The 18,112-nt window shown below is 39.5% G+C and carries 11 protein-coding genes and 2 tRNA genes; 5 read left to right on the forward strand and 8 right to left on the reverse strand.

Annotated elements, in window-relative coordinates:
- Positions 1-12 precede the first annotated feature (12 nt).
- The 5 genes from DR864_RS09030 to DR864_RS09055 all read right to left on the reverse strand — a co-directional run bounded on the left by DR864_RS09030 (position 13) and on the right by DR864_RS09055 (position 10,021).
- Positions 13-1,653, reverse strand: coding sequence for a spermidine synthase (locus tag DR864_RS09030; RefSeq protein ID WP_114066651.1), 1,641 nt, complete (start codon positions 1,651-1,653; stop codon positions 13-15).
- 120 nt (positions 1,654-1,773) lie between these two features.
- Positions 1,774-4,380 carry a SprB repeat-containing protein gene (locus DR864_RS09035; RefSeq protein ID WP_114066652.1) on the reverse strand — a complete coding sequence of 869 codons (2,607 nt, stop codon included), beginning with the start codon at positions 4,378-4,380 and terminating at the stop codon, positions 1,774-1,776.
- A 385-nt stretch (positions 4,381-4,765) separates the two neighbouring features.
- A complete protein-coding gene (locus DR864_RS09045) occupies positions 4,766-5,956 on the reverse strand; it encodes a caspase family protein (RefSeq protein ID WP_114066654.1) in 1,191 nt (396 codons plus the stop codon).
- Positions 5,957-6,145: 189 nt separating this feature from the next.
- Positions 6,146-8,248, reverse strand: coding sequence for an ATP-binding protein (locus DR864_RS09050; RefSeq protein ID WP_114066655.1), 2,103 nt, complete (start codon positions 8,246-8,248; stop codon positions 6,146-6,148).
- A gap of 48 nt (positions 8,249-8,296) precedes the next feature.
- Complete coding sequence (locus DR864_RS09055; protein ID WP_162793668.1) at positions 8,297-10,021, reverse strand: sensor histidine kinase; 1,725 nt, start codon at positions 10,019-10,021, stop codon at positions 8,297-8,299.
- Positions 10,022-11,596: 1,575 nt separating this feature from the next.
- Between DR864_RS09055 and DR864_RS09060 the strand changes: the two genes are divergently transcribed.
- The 3 genes from DR864_RS09060 to DR864_RS09070 all read left to right on the forward strand — a co-directional run bounded on the left by DR864_RS09060 (position 11,597) and on the right by DR864_RS09070 (position 13,845).
- Positions 11,597-12,334, forward strand: a complete 738-nt coding sequence (locus DR864_RS09060) for a LytR/AlgR family response regulator transcription factor (RefSeq protein ID WP_114066657.1) — start codon at positions 11,597-11,599, stop codon at positions 12,332-12,334.
- Positions 12,335-12,454: 120 nt separating this feature from the next.
- Positions 12,455-13,288 (forward strand): helix-turn-helix domain-containing protein, encoded by an 834-nt coding sequence (locus tag DR864_RS09065; RefSeq protein ID WP_114066658.1) that lies wholly within the window; start codon positions 12,455-12,457, stop codon positions 13,286-13,288.
- Positions 13,289-13,290: 2 nt separating this feature from the next.
- Entirely contained in the window at positions 13,291-13,845 is a 555-nt protein-coding gene (locus DR864_RS09070) for a helix-turn-helix domain-containing protein (RefSeq protein WP_114066659.1), read from the forward strand.
- A 159-nt stretch (positions 13,846-14,004) separates the two neighbouring features.
- Here the strand turns inward: DR864_RS09070 and DR864_RS09075 are convergent, their stop codons facing one another.
- The 3 genes from DR864_RS09075 to DR864_RS09085 all read right to left on the reverse strand — a co-directional run bounded on the left by DR864_RS09075 (position 14,005) and on the right by DR864_RS09085 (position 15,176).
- Entirely contained in the window at positions 14,005-14,199 is a 195-nt protein-coding gene (locus DR864_RS09075; protein WP_205319224.1) for a hypothetical protein, read from the reverse strand.
- 469 nt (positions 14,200-14,668) lie between these two features.
- A tRNA-Pro gene (locus DR864_RS09080) sits at positions 14,669-14,742 on the reverse strand.
- Between the two features lie 62 nt (positions 14,743-14,804).
- A complete protein-coding gene (locus tag DR864_RS09085; protein ID WP_114070221.1) occupies positions 14,805-15,176 on the reverse strand; it encodes a winged helix-turn-helix domain-containing protein in 372 nt (123 codons plus the stop codon).
- A gap of 163 nt (positions 15,177-15,339) precedes the next feature.
- Between DR864_RS09085 and DR864_RS09090 the strand changes: the two genes are divergently transcribed.
- Together DR864_RS09090 and DR864_RS09095 are read left to right on the forward strand one after the other, a co-directional pair.
- Positions 15,340-15,411, forward strand: a tRNA-Glu gene (locus DR864_RS09090).
- Positions 15,412-15,609: 198 nt separating this feature from the next.
- Positions 15,610-18,069: an HD domain-containing protein gene (locus tag DR864_RS09095; protein WP_114066660.1), complete on the forward strand. Its 2,460-nt coding sequence runs from the start codon at positions 15,610-15,612 to the stop codon at positions 18,067-18,069.
- Positions 18,070-18,112: the final 43 nt, after the last annotated feature.

The following is an 18,112-nucleotide window of genomic DNA, read 5'->3' on the forward strand; positions in this document are numbered from 1 at the left end:
TTTGTTGTTGAATCAGTAAATTGGTACCCCTTTTTTGATGAGTCCATTTACTGTGTATTCAATCTTATTTTTTCTCCAATTCAAAACAGTTGGAGTATTCAGTAATTCTAAGTTTGGCTTGTCATCAGTCATCACATCAACATCCCCTAATTCATACCCTGTTATTGGGGCATAATCTGTCGCAGAAAAAGAATCGTTCGGCAACAGCTCATTATATCTTAAGTTTTGGCTGAGAGCCTCTTTGATATTTAGTGAACCTGGGGTTCCGTAGATCAGTAAATCCGCAGATATTGATTTACTTTCATTCTTAACAGCAAACATTTTGTAACCAATGGATTCAAATGTTTTGATAACCGAACGAGGGGCAAGTGAAAGTCTTGGGTCTTCTGTATCTAGTTGACCCTGAAAATTCACAATAACCAACGCATCCTCATTTAATGCAGCCTTTAACTCCCTTAAGCCTTCTTGGGTAAACATGTGGGAGGGCTGGACCTCCCCATTTACAATATCTAATATGACTACATCGTATTTTTTAGCTGTATTTCGAATGTAATGACGTGCGTCATCAATGGTTAGATTAGCAGAGGTTGGATCATATCCAAACCATTGCTCAGCAATAAACGGAATCCGTTCGTCCAATTCCACAATATCGAGTTCAAAACCCAGTTTAATCAAGTTATAAGCAATACTTCCTCCACCCATTCCCAATAGCAAAGCCTTGCTTTTAGCCGGTTTTATCCCCGCCAAAGCTGTAACTTTATGGGGGTATCTCCATACTGAAAATGGCTGGATGCCTACATTAGTAAAAGTTTGGTCTATTCCATTAAGCAACAACTGCCTTGTGTTCACTTGACGGCCGTCTTTGGCAAAACCTTTATGATCCACAACCGCCCATTCTCCCAATATACCGCTGGACTGATACTGTATTGTGATTGCGGGGTCACTAGTTGGTTTACTATAGACGAACGGAACGGAAAAAACAAAAAGGCCAAAGGTGAGAACAGCTTGCGTTTTTTGTTTGTGGCTTAACATACCGATTGCCGAAATGACTATCAAAACAGCTCCTGTAAAAGTTGCAGTTGTTCGGATACCGAGTTCGGGGATTAACACAAAGCCCGCAAGAAACGTAGCGAGTATGCCCCCGACGGTAGAGATGGCATAGATTGTACCAGCTGTTTGCCCTGAATTTTCCTGTGATTGATTAATTAGCTGTATAATGATTGGCGAAACCATCCCCATACAAAAAATGGGAGGCAATAAGTATATTGAAACCGAGATTAGTGAGCCGATACGAACCCCAAAATCAGCTGTAGCCATCATGATAGCTGGAGCAATTCTGGGGGCAATTATTGTTAATATTGCCCCAACAGCAAGTACAGAAAAGAGTGGGCTTTTGTCTTTGTATTTATTAGAAACATTACCACCAATAAAATATCCGCAGGAAAGAGCAATTAGCGTAACCCCCAATACAGATGCCCAAACATACATCGAGGTTCCGTAAAATGGTGCTACAATCTTTGCACCCAGTAACTCTATAATCATAACCGCTGCCCCCTCCACAAAAGATACTATTAAGAATAGCTTCCTTTGGCCTGGAGGTAGCACATTATCTTTATGTGCAATACTGGATTTAATATTCAGTTTGTCTTTCATTAGAAATATTTTTTAATTTTTTCCTTTCTACCTATGTTGAACCCGGCTTAGACAATCCATGAGTGTCCTTTTGAGCACCTCTTTTTTGAAGGCCATTAGCTTATTCGAGCCGTTAAAATGTCAGTTATTATTTATTGTGACCGGTTTAACCGGTGAAGGATTTATGGCTGTAAGTGTCACTGAAGTACTGGCTGTGCACCCCCCGGCATCCGTTACGGTTACATTATAAGTTCCCGCAGACAGGCCTGATTGATCCTGATTTGTTGGCACAAGGCCTGACCCATTTGAGGTTGTCCAATTGTAGGTAAACGGTGCTGTTCCACCCGTAACCACCAAATCAATTACCCCGTTTTCACCCAAAGGTGCATTGGAGCCAGGTGGACAAGTCGGGGGCGTAACATTAGTAGTCAATACAATTGTTGCAGCGGTTGACAAGGTGATGGAAACAATAACGGAACAGTTTTTGGCATCGGTTACAGTTACCTGATAATTCCCTGAGGCCAAACCAGTAATGGTAGCAGTTCCGTCTCCAGTTGGTGTGCCGTTCCAGTCGTAGGTATAGGGGGCGGTGCCACCCGATACTGAAGCCGTAACACTCCCGTTGGTTGCTCCGCAGCTTGGATCTGTTTTTGATAAAGTAGCCGTAAGTGCTGCTGAAGGCTGCGTCACTAAAATGTTGTTTACTGTTTGGATACAACTGTTTGCGTCAGTGATGGTAACGCTGTACGTTCCCGCAGATATATTCGTACGGTCTTTGGTGGATGCCCCATCGTTCCATTGATACGTATAGGGGGCGGCTCCGCCAATGACTGCAAGCGTTATTGAACCCGTAGACTGCCCGAAGCAAGGCACATTTGTTACTGTTGGTGTAGCTGCTATTACTGCGGATTGGGGTACGCTGATGTTATTGGCGGTAGCGGTACAAGATTTCGAATCAGTAACCGTGACCGAGTAGAGGCCTGCGGTTAGTCCGCTTCTATTTTGAGTAGTGATACCACCGCCCCAATCATAGGTATAGCCTGGCGTACCACCCGAAACCGCCAAGCTGATGGAGCCCGTGGCACCGCCACTGCAAGCCACCCCAACCGGCGTAGGTGTAATGACAATGGGAGGATAAGTACCTACCATAGCGGTGAAAGTATTGGCACATCCGGTAGAAGACGTAATCGTAACGGTATAGGTACCGGCAGCAAGGCCAGATATGGTGGTGCCAGCCCCTGAGCCAGAGCCGCCGCCAGAGCGGGTCCATGTATAGGTATAAGGCGCAGTACCGCCCGTAACAGTCATAGCAATGACACCCGTATTGGCAGCACCCACACACAAGGGCGTCACCGTAGAAGTGACCGATTGACTACAGGGCTGAATGGTGATAGGCGTGGCAGTGGAGGTTTGCCTGCCGCAGGCGTCGGACACTGTGACGGTAATCATACAGGAGGTAACGCCACTCACATTGGGAGGGGTAAAGGTCGTACTGGCAGCAGAGGAATTGGCAAAAGTACCTCCACAGCTACTCGTCCATTGATAAGTAAGCGGGGAAGATACAGGAGAGGTAGCCGTGACACTGACTGCATAGCCAACACCTATTGACATGGTTACAGGAACATTTGCCACACTGATAAAAGGTACTTTATCTACAGAAGATAAAAGGCTGAAATTAAAAAAGGCACGAATAGCGGCTACGCTGGCCGTACCGCCTGCTTTTTTGATGTCGTGGCCGGCCTCGTACATCACATAGCCTGAAGTGTTCAGGCCAAAACCACGGCCGAAGACAATCACGGCTGCCGGCCCGGGAGATAACCCCGGTACATTGGATTGGCTAGGGTCGAAAGCGATAACTTGGGTAGAAGGCCGCCAGCCTCCCCCTGCTTTGGGCAGATAGATCTGTTCGGCACCTCCAGGATGGGCTGCGTCTGTCGAACCCATATATTGCGAAGCAGGACTGCTTGGGTTAAGACGAGTGTAAGGAGGAGACCCATCACTGTGTGAACCAGAAAATACCAAGGCATTTCCAACGCCACCTACGTTGGTAGCCAGGAAGTTGGTTTGCAAACTGCCATTGTTCATATTCTCTAATTCCGAAACGGCTTTGCAACCCGCCCAAATCGCCCCAAACTGCGTACGATTCCAGTTGTACAAATTGCTGTGAGTACTCCATGTGGGGTCGGCGTGGGGCATCACAAAAATATCATCGCAACCTCCCAATGATTGGGGGTCTTTAAAGTTGTAAGCTGAAGATGGAACCCCCGCCTGACTGAAGAAGCCTTGAGCAATTCCTCCATTCTGGTCGTCCAACGTCCATCGGGGCGCTGACGTGAGGGTATAGGTTACGTTTACCGTCAGAGGGCTCGTCGTGGTTGTGCCCGTAACTCCATAGCTGCTTATCTTGCCATTCACCGATGCGTTCCGAAAGGGGGCGGGGATGATGAATGTTCCGCCTCGATAATCTACGCCCTGGTGGTTAAAATCCACACCATCAATGCCTTTACTCTGGCTGATGACCCATTTGACAGGGATTTTGTTGTTCTTCAACAAATCGTATATCAACCCGTAGGGTTTCAGAGCGTTGGCTGCAGTCTGGGGTGTGATACCCATATTGATGATATACGAGCCCGCAGGGAAAGTTTCGGTCTGTGCATAAGACCTTAATATTCCCGTCAGCATACACAACAAAGAAAGGATTGTTGTCAATAAATATTTAGAGAGACGGAAGCGGTAAAAAACAACCATACAATTTGAGAATAAATTTGATCGGATAAACTAAGAACTACTTAGCCGTTCTGTAACAAGAACTAATCCGACGATTTAGCCAAATCGTTATACTGTTTATCGTTTTTGTTTTTTGTGATACACGAAGAAGATTATTCTGACGAGGGTAAAAAAAGGGAAGGTAAAAAGTGCCTGATTTTCGGCCTTTGAACAGGTTTTCAAAAGACAAAACAGCGCCAAAGGAAAGGATGCTCTCCCGGTTTGAAGGCAAAAATGGGGGAACTTGGACAGAAAAAAGCTGCGCTCCCTTGCACAATTTTCATGCCATATTGAAAACAATGGACGTCTAAAGCGTGATGGCGATGATAAATTTTCAAAATAGCCAGCAAAACATGCTGAATAGACATCAATGGGAAACATTGCCCCAGGTTTCGGAAACCGATAGCTGCTTAATGAGTGGTTGCTTGGAATGGGTATTGTCGGTTTCTAATTTGCCAATGTGTAGGTACATCATGTTGGGTAGTACTTCTTGAGTACCCGGGTTTTTACTCGGCAGGTGTATTGTATCAAAGTACGTTTCTAAAGCATATTCTTTTGGTTTTGGTACTCGGTTCATCCCATACAATCGAACGACTCTGATGGTGGCGTTGGGGGTAAAATAAGCGGCAAGCTGTTGCTTAATTTGGTGGCGTTGGAGCGTATCTTTGTTTTGAGCCAAAGAGTTGAGTAGTCCTCCTACCACTTTTGTAGGAGCTGCCAAAGAATCGGGCCGCGATTCTATTGTGATGCTGGAGGTACTGTCTTTGCAATATTTAATTTCCAAAGCGGGTGTTTGGCTAATCGGTATGTCGTTGAAGTACTTATTTAAATAGGAAGAAGAGTAAGCATGAAACTGCTGAAAAGAAACATGCTTCAAAGCACTCGAATCCAGCGGCATGAGCATCCGCTCAAAAGCACGCACAAGCGACTCGGTAAATAAAGACGCACTATGGTTTTTATTGACCCAAGAAGGCTCATAAGGTAGCGAGCTTCCCATTTTAACGATGCCACAATGCCCTAAAAACAGTTTTTGAACTACCTGTTGACGATACGCCATCGAAGTCCCCAGCGTGTCGGGTACTCGTTGGGGTGAATGAATGCTTTGCGCGCTATATTCCGATAAAATCAAACCCAAATGCAGTTTTCGAGCTTTTTGTTTGGTTTCCAGCCAGCCCGCCACTTCATCTACCGAAAGGCCTTGGGTAGGGTTGTCCCGCAGTTTCCAATTGGCAAAAAAGCCCTTGTTATTTGAGGGAGGGAGTCCATACCCAGAATAATATACCACAACAATGTCTTTTGCACTGGTTGGAAGGGTAACAATGGCTTGTTGAAGGTCTGTAGCAGTAAATTTTTGCTTTGATAGGTGCATTACCTCCATTTTATAGCCCAATCCCCACTCTACAATGCCTAAGATTTGAAGCATATCTGCTTCGTTACGTAGTTGTGGTAAGCCAAATCTACTATCTTCATTTTCGATAACAAACAGTACGTGCAGTTTTTGGGCAGGAAGGGATAGGGTGATAAAAAAAGCCCCCAAAAGCGTCAATAGGTATTTCATGTTTTGACTGTTAGCGTGTATCGTTTAGATGCACTTGGCTCGGACAAATACGAGCTGCATAGCCGTTATCTGACAAGAATTACTCCGATGATTTAGCCAAATCGTCATACTATTTATCATTTTTGTTTTTCTACTTCAGCAGTGAGGCTTTAGCAAGTTTGTAGAAAATGGGAGGGATAAAATACTTACTTAAGCCTCCAAGGTCAAACGAAAACAAGACCCTTTATTGACTTCGCTTTCGATGGTCAAAATGGCCTTTTGTTTCTGTACAAAATGATGAATCAATACCATACCCAGCCCCAATCCGTGTATTCCTACTTCAGGTTTGATTTTTCCCGCAAACACTTGTTTCATATAGTCTAGTTGGTCAGGGGCAATTCCTTTGCCGGTATCGGCAATGATGAGTACCGTCTTGTTAGACGACTCATTGTCAGCTGCTGAGTGGGGGCTGATACGTACCATAACCGCCCCCTCAGCGGGCGTGTTTTTAAGAGCATTGTCTAATAGGTTACGTACCGTCATCAAAAAGCCATTTGGAGCAACAGAAACTACCGAACTTGGCGGTAAATCGGTTGCCAAAACAATTTTTTTAGCTTCGGCAAAAGGAAGATACGTTTGGTATAGTTCTTGGAGCAAAGGTACTACATCCATCGGTTGCCGAGCTTCCTCAACGTCAGGCGTAAAATACTGACTTTTGCCCCATTCAAACAGGTTGTTGAGGAGTAGCTGGGTCTTTTGTTTCATGCTTTCTATTTGTTGAATGACTTTGTCCAACTCCTGTTTTTTACCTTCTTGGATGAGGTGATGCAACAATGCTCCCATGTCATTGAGGCTATTTATGGGGGAGCGCAAATCGTGGGCAATGATGGTATAGAATTTGTCACGACCCTGTTGGAGCGCCAACAGTTTCGTATTTGTTTGCCGAAGTTTTATTGAAAAAACAAGTATGGTTCCAATCAATCCCAAAGCGACCAGCAAACCGCCGAATAAAAGTTGTTTTTGGGATTCTGCCAGTTGGATGGCACTTTCTTGTTTTTGAACTTCTATTTGGCTTTGGAGCAGTTGGGTTTTGCTTTCAGTTGCTTGGTTTTCTAGGGCAAGGTTTCTTAAAGCGGCTTCGCGTTTTTCGGCATCATACTGTGCTTGAAGCAGTTTATTTCGACTTTCAACGATCTGTTTTTCCAAGGAAATTCGTTTAAGTTGCGCTTCTTTTTCGGTAAAGGAGTATTTTTCCTTGATTTCATACACGGCCAGTCTACGGTCACTGTCACGAATCAGATTATTATACTTGTCGTATTCATCATAGGCTTTTACACCCTCTTTCCACTTTTTTACCTCAAAGTATGCGTTTTTTAAACGTCTGTTCATTCCCCGTAACGCCTTTATATTCTTAGGATCTTCAATCTTGACCCGCCTAATAGCTTCCTCCATATACACAATAACACTGTCGTATTTTTTTAAATGTGTGTAAGTATTGGCTACATTTCTATAATCCGGATAAGTGGCTTTAATGTCAGGATGGTTCAGTATTTTCAAACCCAATTCCAATAGTTTATCAAATTTTTTGGAATTTAAGTAACCTTGTTGAGCAGCTCGATAAATACCTTTTCTTAAGAATACCAAGTGCGGGTTTTTATCCAGTATTTCATTGGCCGCTCTGAAGGCTTCCATTTGTTGTGTTTCGGTTATTCCTCGGGAAAAAGATGGATGACTGTTCAAAATAGTACGATAGTACGTAAACCTGTCAATGGCGTGCTTTGATTTTTCGGATAAGGCCACTAGCTTAGCGAAATTCTCCTGATTCATTTTTAGTAAATCCTTTTTAACTAATGAACCGTAGGTTGGGTCATCCTGAGTAAATTGTCTCAATGACCAACTAAGGCATTGAACGATGCCTGACGTATCTTTTTGTTGGGCAAACAGGCTCTGTGCTTTCATAATTTGTTCATAGGCAACCTCTTCTTGCCAAGTCGAGTTGTTCAAGCCCATGATATAATTTGCCATGGCAAGCCCCAAGGTTGATTTATGCTTGGTGGCCAATTGTACTATTTTATTGTACTGCTGCGCAGTGATCGAATCGTCCCGATGCGACTTACCCAACTCAATGGCAATCAATAAATGCAGGTATTGGCTTGATTGTGAGTTTTGTGCCATGCTTCGTTCTACTTTTATCAAACTGTCCAAACGAGAAGCAGGGACGAGATAATCACGAAAAGATTTAAAGGATTTATTCTGGGTATATCCCAACCTAACAACACAAACTGAAAAAATAAAAAGGATAGCGTATTTCATACGTTAAATGTCTAATCAATGAAGGATGTATACACTTTTGTCTTTAGTTTAAGATTTCCAAACGATGCTGAAACTGGATCCAACCCCTGATTCACTCATTATCTGAAGCTTAATCTTATTTTTTTTGGCAAAATTATAGACCAGTATCATGCCCAGCCCCAGTCCTTTTACCCCTACTTCTGGTTTGGTTTTACACGAAAACACTTGCTGTAAGTACTTTAATTGCCCAGGAGCAATCCCTTCGCCCGTGTCGGCAATCATGATAGAATGATTGGGGGTGCCTTCTTCACTGCTGCGGCCGCTTACCGTAATTTTTCCGCCAGTGGGGGTATGTTTCAGGGCATTGTCGAGTAGATTACGGACGGCCGTTTCGAATCCTTTTTGATCGGCTTTCAGGGGCAAAGAAGAAGGCAATGCCAATGCCAAAGATACTCCCTTCGCTTCGGCAAAAGGAAGATAGTGATTACATAACGTTTGTAAAGATACGGCAGCATCGAATGTACCAGGCTGCGCTCCGGACTCATTGATAAAATATTGACTTTTACCCCATTCAAACAGATTATTAAGTAGCAAATGTGTTTGTTGTCTCATGTTTTCAATCTGTTGGATGACTTTATCCAATTCTTGTTTTTTCCCCTCACTGATAAGATGATGCAGTAATGCCCCCATATCATTAAGGCTGTTCATGGGCGAGCGCAGATCGTGGGCAATGATGGTATAGAATCTATCACGGGCCTGCTGAAGGTGCAACAATTCAGCGTTGGTTCTTTGAAGCTTTATGGAGAAAAAAAGTATGATTCCAACCAATACGAGGGTCATAATTAAGCCTCCAAACAAGAGTCTTTTTTGTGAGTCTGCTATTTCCTTTTCTAAAGCAAGTCTTTTGAGCACCGCTTCCTTATCGGCAAATGAGTATTTTTCCCGCAGGTGAAACAGCGCTACGCTACGGTCATTGTCTCTGATGACACTAACCAGGCTGTCATACGTTTCATCTGTCTGAATGCTTGCTTTCAGATTTCCTGCCTCGTAATAAGCTTTTTTCAAAAAAAAATATATATTCCTTCGCCGCATGAGCGCCATTGGCCTTTCAATTTCAATTCGCTTTCCTGCTTCTTCTAAAGCTACTACGGCCAGGTCATATTTTTTTACTGACAGATAGGCATTGCCTAGGTATTGATAATCCATAAAATCTATTTTTTTGTTTGTATGGTGCATCACCTTAAGGGCAAATTCAAGCACTTTTTCATGCCTTTGCTTACGTAAATACCCTTCCTGAATATTCTTATAAACATTGGCTCGTATATACTCAAAACGAGGGTACATATCAATCATCTTAATTGTTTTATTCAGGGTCTGTGCTATCTGACTTTCGGTTGGCTGAGGCTCAAAATAAGGATCGCATGCCATAATAAGTAAGTAATACATATAATTGTCAATGGGATACTTTGATTTTTGGCCAAGTGCCACGACCCTGTCAAAGTAAAATTTTGGCAAATTTTTGTCTGCTCTTCTTGTATGGGAACGCAAGAGTTTGGAACAATGAATTATTCCCGTAGTATCATTGCCTGCTGTAAAAATTTTTTCTGCCTTTGTTAAATAACTGTAAGAAAGGGAGTCGTCTTGGTCAATGGTATATTCTCTTCCAAGTATGTAATAAGCCATAGCTAAACCAAGCTGTGACTTTTGTTTTGAAGCAAGCTCTATGATTTGCTTTATTTTTTCCTTATTGATCGTATCATAAGCATTTTGTTTTCCCAACTCAATGGCAATCAACAAATGCAGATATTGGCTTGAAATAGGGTTGATGTGCCCTCCAGTTTTTTTAAAACTATCCAGATTAGAGGCCGGAAGGAGATAATCACGAAAAGTCTTAAAGGATTTATTTTGGGTATATCCTACCCCGACAAACCAAATCGTAAAGACAAAAAGAATAGGGTATTTCATAAAGTCGTCATTTTCTAAGCCTCTAAAACAAACGAAAACATGATCTTATGTCTACTTCGTTGATTATAGTAGTTAGGCTGGCATTGTTTTACGGGTTTGATGGTCTGTATTTTCCCAAAATGCGTTGATAAATCCACATTTGGGTGGTGTATTTTCGAGTAGTATCGAGCATGTTTCGTAGAACTGAAACAAAAATGTTAGAATCAGCCCTGAGTTCTAACGCGTCGGGTATTTCTATGGACATCACTGTTCCTTTGGCTTCGGACAACGCTTTGTGGCTATTGTATAACTTATTAATTGCCTGCACAGTATCAAATACTTATTCTTTGGTGATGATTTCATATTTACTTGACTTTCTCCATTGGATCAGTTTATTGGGTAGTAGTTCATGCTTTTACTTTGTCGGATTACTTTATACTGCCCCTGTTTTTTTCCTTCTCGGATAAGATAATCCACATTATTGTAGGCTGGTCATGGGTGAGTTCAGGCTGTGCCAATGATGTCGTTAGTAGATTCCAAAAAAGCAACGGCTTGGTTAAGATGAGCAAACACTGAAGCAGAAGCCATAACAGCTCTGCCTTTGATGGAATGATACATGGCAAATGGCAAACAGTTGTTGAGTATACAGGCTTTTTATTGTTTCGAAATCTTGCCCAAATTGGTCACTTATCCCAAAGAGACTGTATTCGAACCATATCAGTTCGTGAAGAAAACTGTATTGAATAGTTTCCATTAGCGTAAATAATATTTTCTAAGGCTTGGGGGGGGCTGTCAACAAATAATAACCCCTGAAAGAGTTGTAGATGCCGTTGTCTTGTCTTCGAGAAGAATATAGAAAGAGGAAATTCAAAAACAATAAAAAGCCGGTCATTAAGCCTTTAGAAAATCTTATAATATACAATGACATAATTTTTTAATTTCTGGGTAGGGAAGAGCTTTTCATTCTTATAAACATTAGTGAATAAGAATATTTTCAGCTCAAAAAATACTGTCCAAAGTCATATTTGTTAAAAATATTCTCTGGATTATGGCTAGGGGCGAGAGAATAACAGTCCACACAATTATCATCAATGATATAGGAGTAAAGTGGAAGCTGAAAATTATAACATAACGTTTAAGATGAACCATAGTGTAGTGCTTCGATGAGAATTACAACGTTTACCCCTAGTAGTAAACAGATACCTTAATTTTGAAATAAAATTAGTTGTTTGCTCTAAAAGAAGCATTGACAACAAATTAGCCAAAACGCTTTTTGGCTTACCCAAAATGGTATTTTTTTTATCGACATAGTTTCAAACGGCCCACGGTTCTATTTTTATGCCTTAAAAGCCTTGACTAAATTGTATATTCTTTAAACATAGTGCATAATAAATTGTTTGAATCGGTACACAAAAGACAGAAAATATGCCGATCAGTGATATTGTAATAGCAATGCTGGAAGATGACCCAATTGACCAGATAAAAATAGAAATTATGCTTGCCGAGCGCATTTCTTCTAAGTATAAGTACCACTTAGGGGCTACTTATACGCAATTGGAAGATCTTGTTAAGTATCTTAATGACCACGAGGTTGATTTGGTTCTGTCAGATATTATGATTGAAAACAAACCTATCGGTATAGAGCTTCTTAAAATACTTAGGGATACTCTCGTACCCGTCGTACTAATGACCACCTCCCAAGACCAAAAGCTATTTTTAGAGGCACAAAAGAACCTCAGCGTTCAGTACCTGATTAAACCTTTTCATGCTATTACGCTTCAATCGGCCATCGAAAACACTCTGGAAGCGCACAAAAAAAGTAAACAATATAATTTTATAGACAAAAAGTACCTGTACTTGAGCAGCAAGCCAGGTCACCAGGAGCAGGTTTGGTTTACTGAAATTGTTTATATCGAAGCAGACGACAGCCACTGTTACATACATACGTTCTCCAAAAGGTACGTGCTAAAAAAGTCATTGACTAGGCTGTTGGGAGAAGATTTAAACGGACATTTTATTCGTATCCATCACAAATTTGCGGTTAATAAAGTACATATTCAGCAATCGGAGGCCAATACACTTAAACTGGCAGGGCTGGTAGTGCTTCCTGTGGGGAAGAGTTTTAGAAAAGAGCTGAACAGCTTGCTAAAACGACATATATAATGCAAAATGATCCAGTTACCACCAAAAATATACCATTTACCATATTTTTAGCTATTTTGCTCCAAATGGAATATAAAAATATACCATTTTTGGTTTTGTACACATACAGTGCATTACCTCATGGCCAGCATAAAGTTAGATTTTTACTTAACGTACTTCAAAAGAAAACCCTTTGATGAACCCAGCGGAGCTAGGGTCAGAAACAACCTTAAATTGTTCGATTTTGGGTCGGACTACACTTATTTTTATTCAATATTACCTGGAAACAACAAAGATTTACGTGTCTTAACTGATTCACTTCAAAGTATCATTGAAGGCGACTACTGTTTAATAAGTATTATTTATGACCAAGGGCGACCTTTTGTGGTGGGAATTCGCACTGATTGGCTTATTAATCAGGTTAGAAATCTCCCCTCAGACTTAGATGATATTATCGCTAAAGTGCTAAGTAACTGGAATAATCAATACAGTTTATTCACTTTGAAATACTCACTATTCCACAAAGAATATCAGCAGGCGGTCAATCCTGACTTGCTGGCAAAAAGCTACTTTTTTCAGTTTATCCTTCTTTTTATAGATGATTTGTACACACAAATTTTAAGCAAAACCGCGAAGAATTTCAAGGAAATTGATTTACGAAGGATTAAAGAGGTAGAGGCGCAAATAACGTACGATTTTAAGAAATCTACTCCTTCAATCAACGAAATGGCAAAAATGGCCGGAATGAGTGTGAGTAAATTCAAGAATTTATTTTCTGAATTGTTTAAGACCAGCCCCCATCAGCACATTTTAGAAAAAAAAATGATGTATGCCCAGAGCTTGCTTCAAACAGGGAAATATTCTATTACTCAGGTAGCCTATCAAGTTGGTTATCACCATCCATCGGGTTTTACGCGTGTGTTTAAGCAAAAATTCAATCACTCACCCAATACTTCCTACTTTGAAAAATCGTGAATATGATCCAAATCCCTTCGACTGTTGAACTTGTGATTCCAGCCGAAAACGCTCAAACGGTAGTCGCACTACTGCTGTCCAATAAGATTTCTTTTACCCTAACCTCTTCAACTCACAGCGAAAACTCACCCCAAACAATTGACTCTTCCTCCGAGACAGAGCAGGATACAAAGACCTACAGTGCTTTTGTCTCTGTTAACTCGAAAGTGGCTGTATTTGAATCTATCTGTTTAAAATACTTTAAAAGTAATATAGAACAGTTTCCTCCCAAAGAGGGTAAAATTGCGGCTGAATTAGGGATTTCTATCGGGTCGTTTAAAAATGGGTTTAAGGCTGTTTATGGAAAAACTTTTCACCAATTATTCATGGAGAAACGAATAGAGTATGCTAAAACGTTGCTTTTGCAGGGTTTTAGAGCGGTTGAAATATCCCAACGACTCGGGTATTCGCAACACATCAAATTCAACAAAGTTTTCCAGAAATATGTCGGGATGACGCCTAAAAAATATCAGGACAGTCATAATCTAAAGAAAAAAAGCCAGACTGTACCTCTGTAATGAGTCTTATGTTTTGGTGGTTGCTACTGTTATGAATTCCTGACCCGTTTAACATATCCCCCCTCCATAAACTCCAGTTTTACCTAGTCGTTTTTTCAGTAGAAACAGCATGTCTCTCACCACCGTTGACAGAATATCTTCTTCTGTCAGCATCACCGATTAGTTATGAAATGAATTGTCGAGAGGAAATTCGAGGGCATGTTCTTCAAAAAGCAGTTGTGTCAACTTCTCCCCAAACAACCGAAGCTTGGAAAGGCAATAGACGGGGCCTCGATGCAGGTAATTTTCGGCGGACACCCCGATATTGAAGAGAATGGGAAATTCGTCTTTAAGAAAGAAAAAGTTGGAATCCATACTCTATGATGTGGTTTAGGTGGGGGTAAACGTCGAGCTATTTTGTTTATTCCCCTATTGGTACAATGCTTTGGCAATTTACACAAAAGTTACCTGGCCATATTAACAAGATCATAGTTTTTGAAAAATTAAAGAGCATCACCGCCAATAGCCTGTAAGTGTCGGAACATTTTGGATTCAGATATATACAAACCGAGAACTGATATCTAAAATAGTTGAACTTGGGATGGATTTTGAGGTAAGTGCTCCTTTAGGGTTAAGAAACTGGATTGCTGACAATCTAAAAAACTCACCGCAAAAGTATGATACAGGGTGATGTCAAGGATTTTTGACTGACATTCATTTGTAATAATGAGAACAATGAAGCCTTAATTATAGGTTTAAACTATTCGATGATTGTTTAAACTATGTTTAAACCAACGAAAAAAGCACTTACAACTTTTCGTCGTAAGTGCTTGATTTTCAGATGTCGGGATAGCGGGATTTGAACCCACGACCCCTTGCCCCCCAGACAAGTACACTACCTGGCTGTGCTATATCCCGATTCTTGGGTGCAAAAGTAGAAAATTTTATTTAAGTGTCAAGACAAACTTTATCAGAAAAATTTAATCAGCGTTAAGTTGTTTTGTTTCTTCTTCCAAAAAAATCTGAAACCGTTGTCTCAACCGATGATAAAAGGCAATCAACTCACGGGCTTCTTTCGTAATAATAGCACCTCCCCCTTTTTCACCTCCCGTCTGTGTCAGTACCAGAGGGCTGCTTGATTGAGCATTAAGTGAGTTGACCATCTCCCATGCTTTTTTGTAAGACATGCCCATTTGCTTGGCCGCCCGATTGATAGAACCCATTTCATCAATGTGTTCCAAAAGCTCTACCCTACCAGGCCCTAAGAACCGATCTTCGGCACTTTCAACCCACAAACTTCCCTTTACGCTAAAATTAAGCTCTTTCAATAAATGTTTTATCGACGTGTCCATACTTGTTAAAACTATTTCAAAAATATTTTTCATCCAAAAGTACTGATTATCAGTACCCAAAAATATTTATTCAAAAAAATATTCACCCAACTGTTGACACTGTCAAATTTAAACGTACCTTTGCACCACGTTTCACCCACGCAGCGAATATATGGAACCAGTCGGCCCATTCGTCTAGCGGTTAGGACACGACCCTTTCACGGTTGAAACAGGGGTTCGATTCCCCTATGGGTCACAAAATCGCTCTGCGGAAACGAAAAAGCTCCAAAACATCACGTTTTGGGGCTTTTTGCTTTTTGGGCCATCTCAAAACGTACTGTGAATTTTTTATAAAACGTACTGTGGTTTTTTGAGTAAAACCTTAATTATATTAACTTAATGTATAGAATTATTAAATCATTCATATTATTTAAATAAACTATCATTAGCAGTAATGTCTACTATTATTACTCAAACTCCAGAAAATTACCAAGATACAAAATTATACGCTCTACTTTTAAAAATAAGTTCTCCTAGTGATGGCTTAGTAGATAAAGTGACAAACTTCATCAATACTGTAAGGCCGCTTCAAGAGTTAATAATTGCAGGACCATTTAAAGATTATACTCTTCATAATCCGAATCATTCAAAAAAACTACTCCATTTAGCTGGATTTATCATACCTGAAGAGACGCTTCAGAAGTTATCATCATTAGAGATTTCTGTTCTAATAATGTCTTTTTACCTACATGATTTGGGAATGGTAGTAACTCAAATCGAACGGGAGAGGATAATAAAATCAACTGATTTTATTGAATTTATTCAAACTCATACAGAATATGATGAGAAAATGGAACGAATTCGAAAACTTATTTTGGATGATAATGGAAAAACTAGTAGCGATACACTTACTTATGAAACTACTTTATATCAATTGACAGAAGCAGCCTTAGCAGATTTTTTAAGACCTCTTCATGCTACAAAATTACGATATGAAGAATTAATAGATACTGTTAAAAAAACCTTTGGAAGGAACGATTTATTTGAAGTTTGTGGAGTTTCTTTCGAAAATGAGCTAATTGAAATCTGTGTAAGCCATAATTTAGGAGCAAATGCTTTGATTGAAACAAAGGGGATTTATAATGAACGTTTTCAAAGAAATCAATTAATAAATAATCTCCCACTAAACTCTCAATTTTGCGCTGCTGTTTTAAGAATTGTTGACATTTTAGACTTCGATAAAGAGAGAACACCTAAATCCCTATTTAACTCATTAGGCATTCAAAATAAATTGCTTCCTGGTTTTGAAATATCTTTAAGAGAATGGAATAAACATTTATCTATTCATTCTATAGCTATATATGACAACGAAATAGTAATTTCGGGAGATAGTCGCCATCCAACGATTGAGCACACTATAAAAGAGTTCTGTAAGATTATTGAGTCAGAAATAAGAGAGACACAGACGATAATAAATTCGAACTCTCAAGAAGTTCAATTAAAATATAAATTAAATTTACCATTTTTAATAAGGGCAAATATTCGTTCTATTGATTATATTTATAAAGATTTTTCTATAAAGCTGAATGAGTCAGCAATTGTGAATTTACTTATGGGAGAAAACCTTTATATAGATTCCCCAGTTGCACTTAGAGAGCTTATTCAAAATTCTATTGATGCTTGTATTATAAGAGCTAAAGTAGAAAAAGTTGGCTACAGCCCATTGATTAGGATTTCAATTCATAAAGACTCAGATTCTAGAAGCTGGTTAAAAATAATTGATAATGGGATAGGTATGGATGAATATGTACTCTCAAACTACTTTTTTAAAATTGGAAATAGTTATTATAGTTCTAGTGATTTTAAGCGATTTTCATTAAAAAACCAAGTTGATGATTTTGTTTCAATATCTCGTTTCGGTATTGGCTTGTTATCAGTTTTTATGATAGGTGAATTAATTAAAGTTACAACTAAGAACGCATTTTCACTTAGAAATGACTTTAAGGAAAGAACACTGCTGATTGATGGAACTGATTCTTTAGCAGTTGTAACAGAAAAAGAATTTGGAATTCAAGGTACTACAATTGAAGTTCTTTTAAGGAAAGGCCATGACGATGAATCTTATTCTACAAAACTATACGGCTATATTAAAGAGAATGTTATAAGACCTCAAATTCCAATAGAATTATATGATTCTTCAGGTAAAACTACTATTGTATCAGATAATTACATAAGTGTAAATAATAAGATGAATGAAAAATTAAAAAAATTCAATATTGAACTTGTTCAGATTGACCTTAGTAGATTTAGTAATTTATTAAAGGGAAAATGTATTTTTTATTTCTTTATAAACCCAGATGAAACACTTTGTTATTATGACAAATCAGGTAAATTATCTTGGGGTTTATACCCACTAAAAGATACATATCTTTTTGAAAATTTTGCAGGCGGTAGCAGAATTACAGTAAATGGAATAATGATGAGGTTGAAAAAGATTGGAAGCCTATTTAATATGAAGAATCGCCAAACAGCAGTAGTTTTGGATATTGAAGTTTTAGGGGTGAAAGATATCGAATATGATGTATCAAGAGATAGAGTTTTTGGTAAAGGTCTCAGTATAATCAGAAAAGAAATATTTACCTCAATCAAAAATGGCTTACAAGCTTTAGGTGTATTTGACAGACTAGATGAAGAAACGGTTAAACATCTTGAAATTTCAAGCATACGTAAAGTTTCGTCCGAACCGCTTGATTTTGAATTAATGGAAAAGGTAAAGAAGCTTTTACCGTCGGATAGAAAATGGGAAACTGGAATTCATAAAAAAATTGCTGATGAATTACAGATTGGAAATTATAAAGCATCACAAATTATCAATGCAATGATTAAATTAGGGAAAGTTATAAAACCAGAATAATTACCTCCCTAATTGTTTTAGTATGTATATAAAGTAATTCTTA

It is taken from the genome of Runella rosea (assembly GCF_003325355.1).
GTDB lineage: Bacteria > Bacteroidota > Bacteroidia > Cytophagales > Spirosomataceae > Runella > Runella rosea.

Bases quoted from the DNA above. Each gene is read 5' to 3' on its own strand.
- DR864_RS09030 (WP_114066651.1), bottom strand. From the start codon at position 1,653: ATGAAAGACAAACTGAATATTAAATCCAGTATTGCACATAAAGATAAT.
- DR864_RS09035 (WP_114066652.1), bottom strand. From the start codon at position 4,380: ATGGTTGTTTTTTACCGCTTCCGTCTCTCTAAATATTTATTGACAACA.
- DR864_RS09045 (WP_114066654.1), bottom strand. From the start codon at position 5,956: ATGAAATACCTATTGACGCTTTTGGGGGCTTTTTTTATCACCCTATCC.
- DR864_RS09050 (WP_114066655.1), bottom strand. From the start codon at position 8,248: ATGAAATACGCTATCCTTTTTATTTTTTCAGTTTGTGTTGTTAGGTTG.
- DR864_RS09060 (WP_114066657.1), top strand. From the start codon at position 11,597: ATGCCGATCAGTGATATTGTAATAGCAATGCTGGAAGATGACCCAATT.
- DR864_RS09065 (WP_114066658.1), top strand. From the start codon at position 12,455: ATGGCCAGCATAAAGTTAGATTTTTACTTAACGTACTTCAAAAGAAAA.
- DR864_RS09070 (WP_114066659.1), top strand. From the start codon at position 13,291: ATGATCCAAATCCCTTCGACTGTTGAACTTGTGATTCCAGCCGAAAAC.
- DR864_RS09075 (WP_205319224.1), bottom strand. From the start codon at position 14,199: ATGGATTCCAACTTTTTCTTTCTTAAAGACGAATTTCCCATTCTCTTC.
- DR864_RS09085 (WP_114070221.1), bottom strand. From the start codon at position 15,176: ATGGACACGTCGATAAAACATTTATTGAAAGAGCTTAATTTTAGCGTA.
- DR864_RS09095 (WP_114066660.1), top strand. From the start codon at position 15,610: ATGTCTACTATTATTACTCAAACTCCAGAAAATTACCAAGATACAAAA.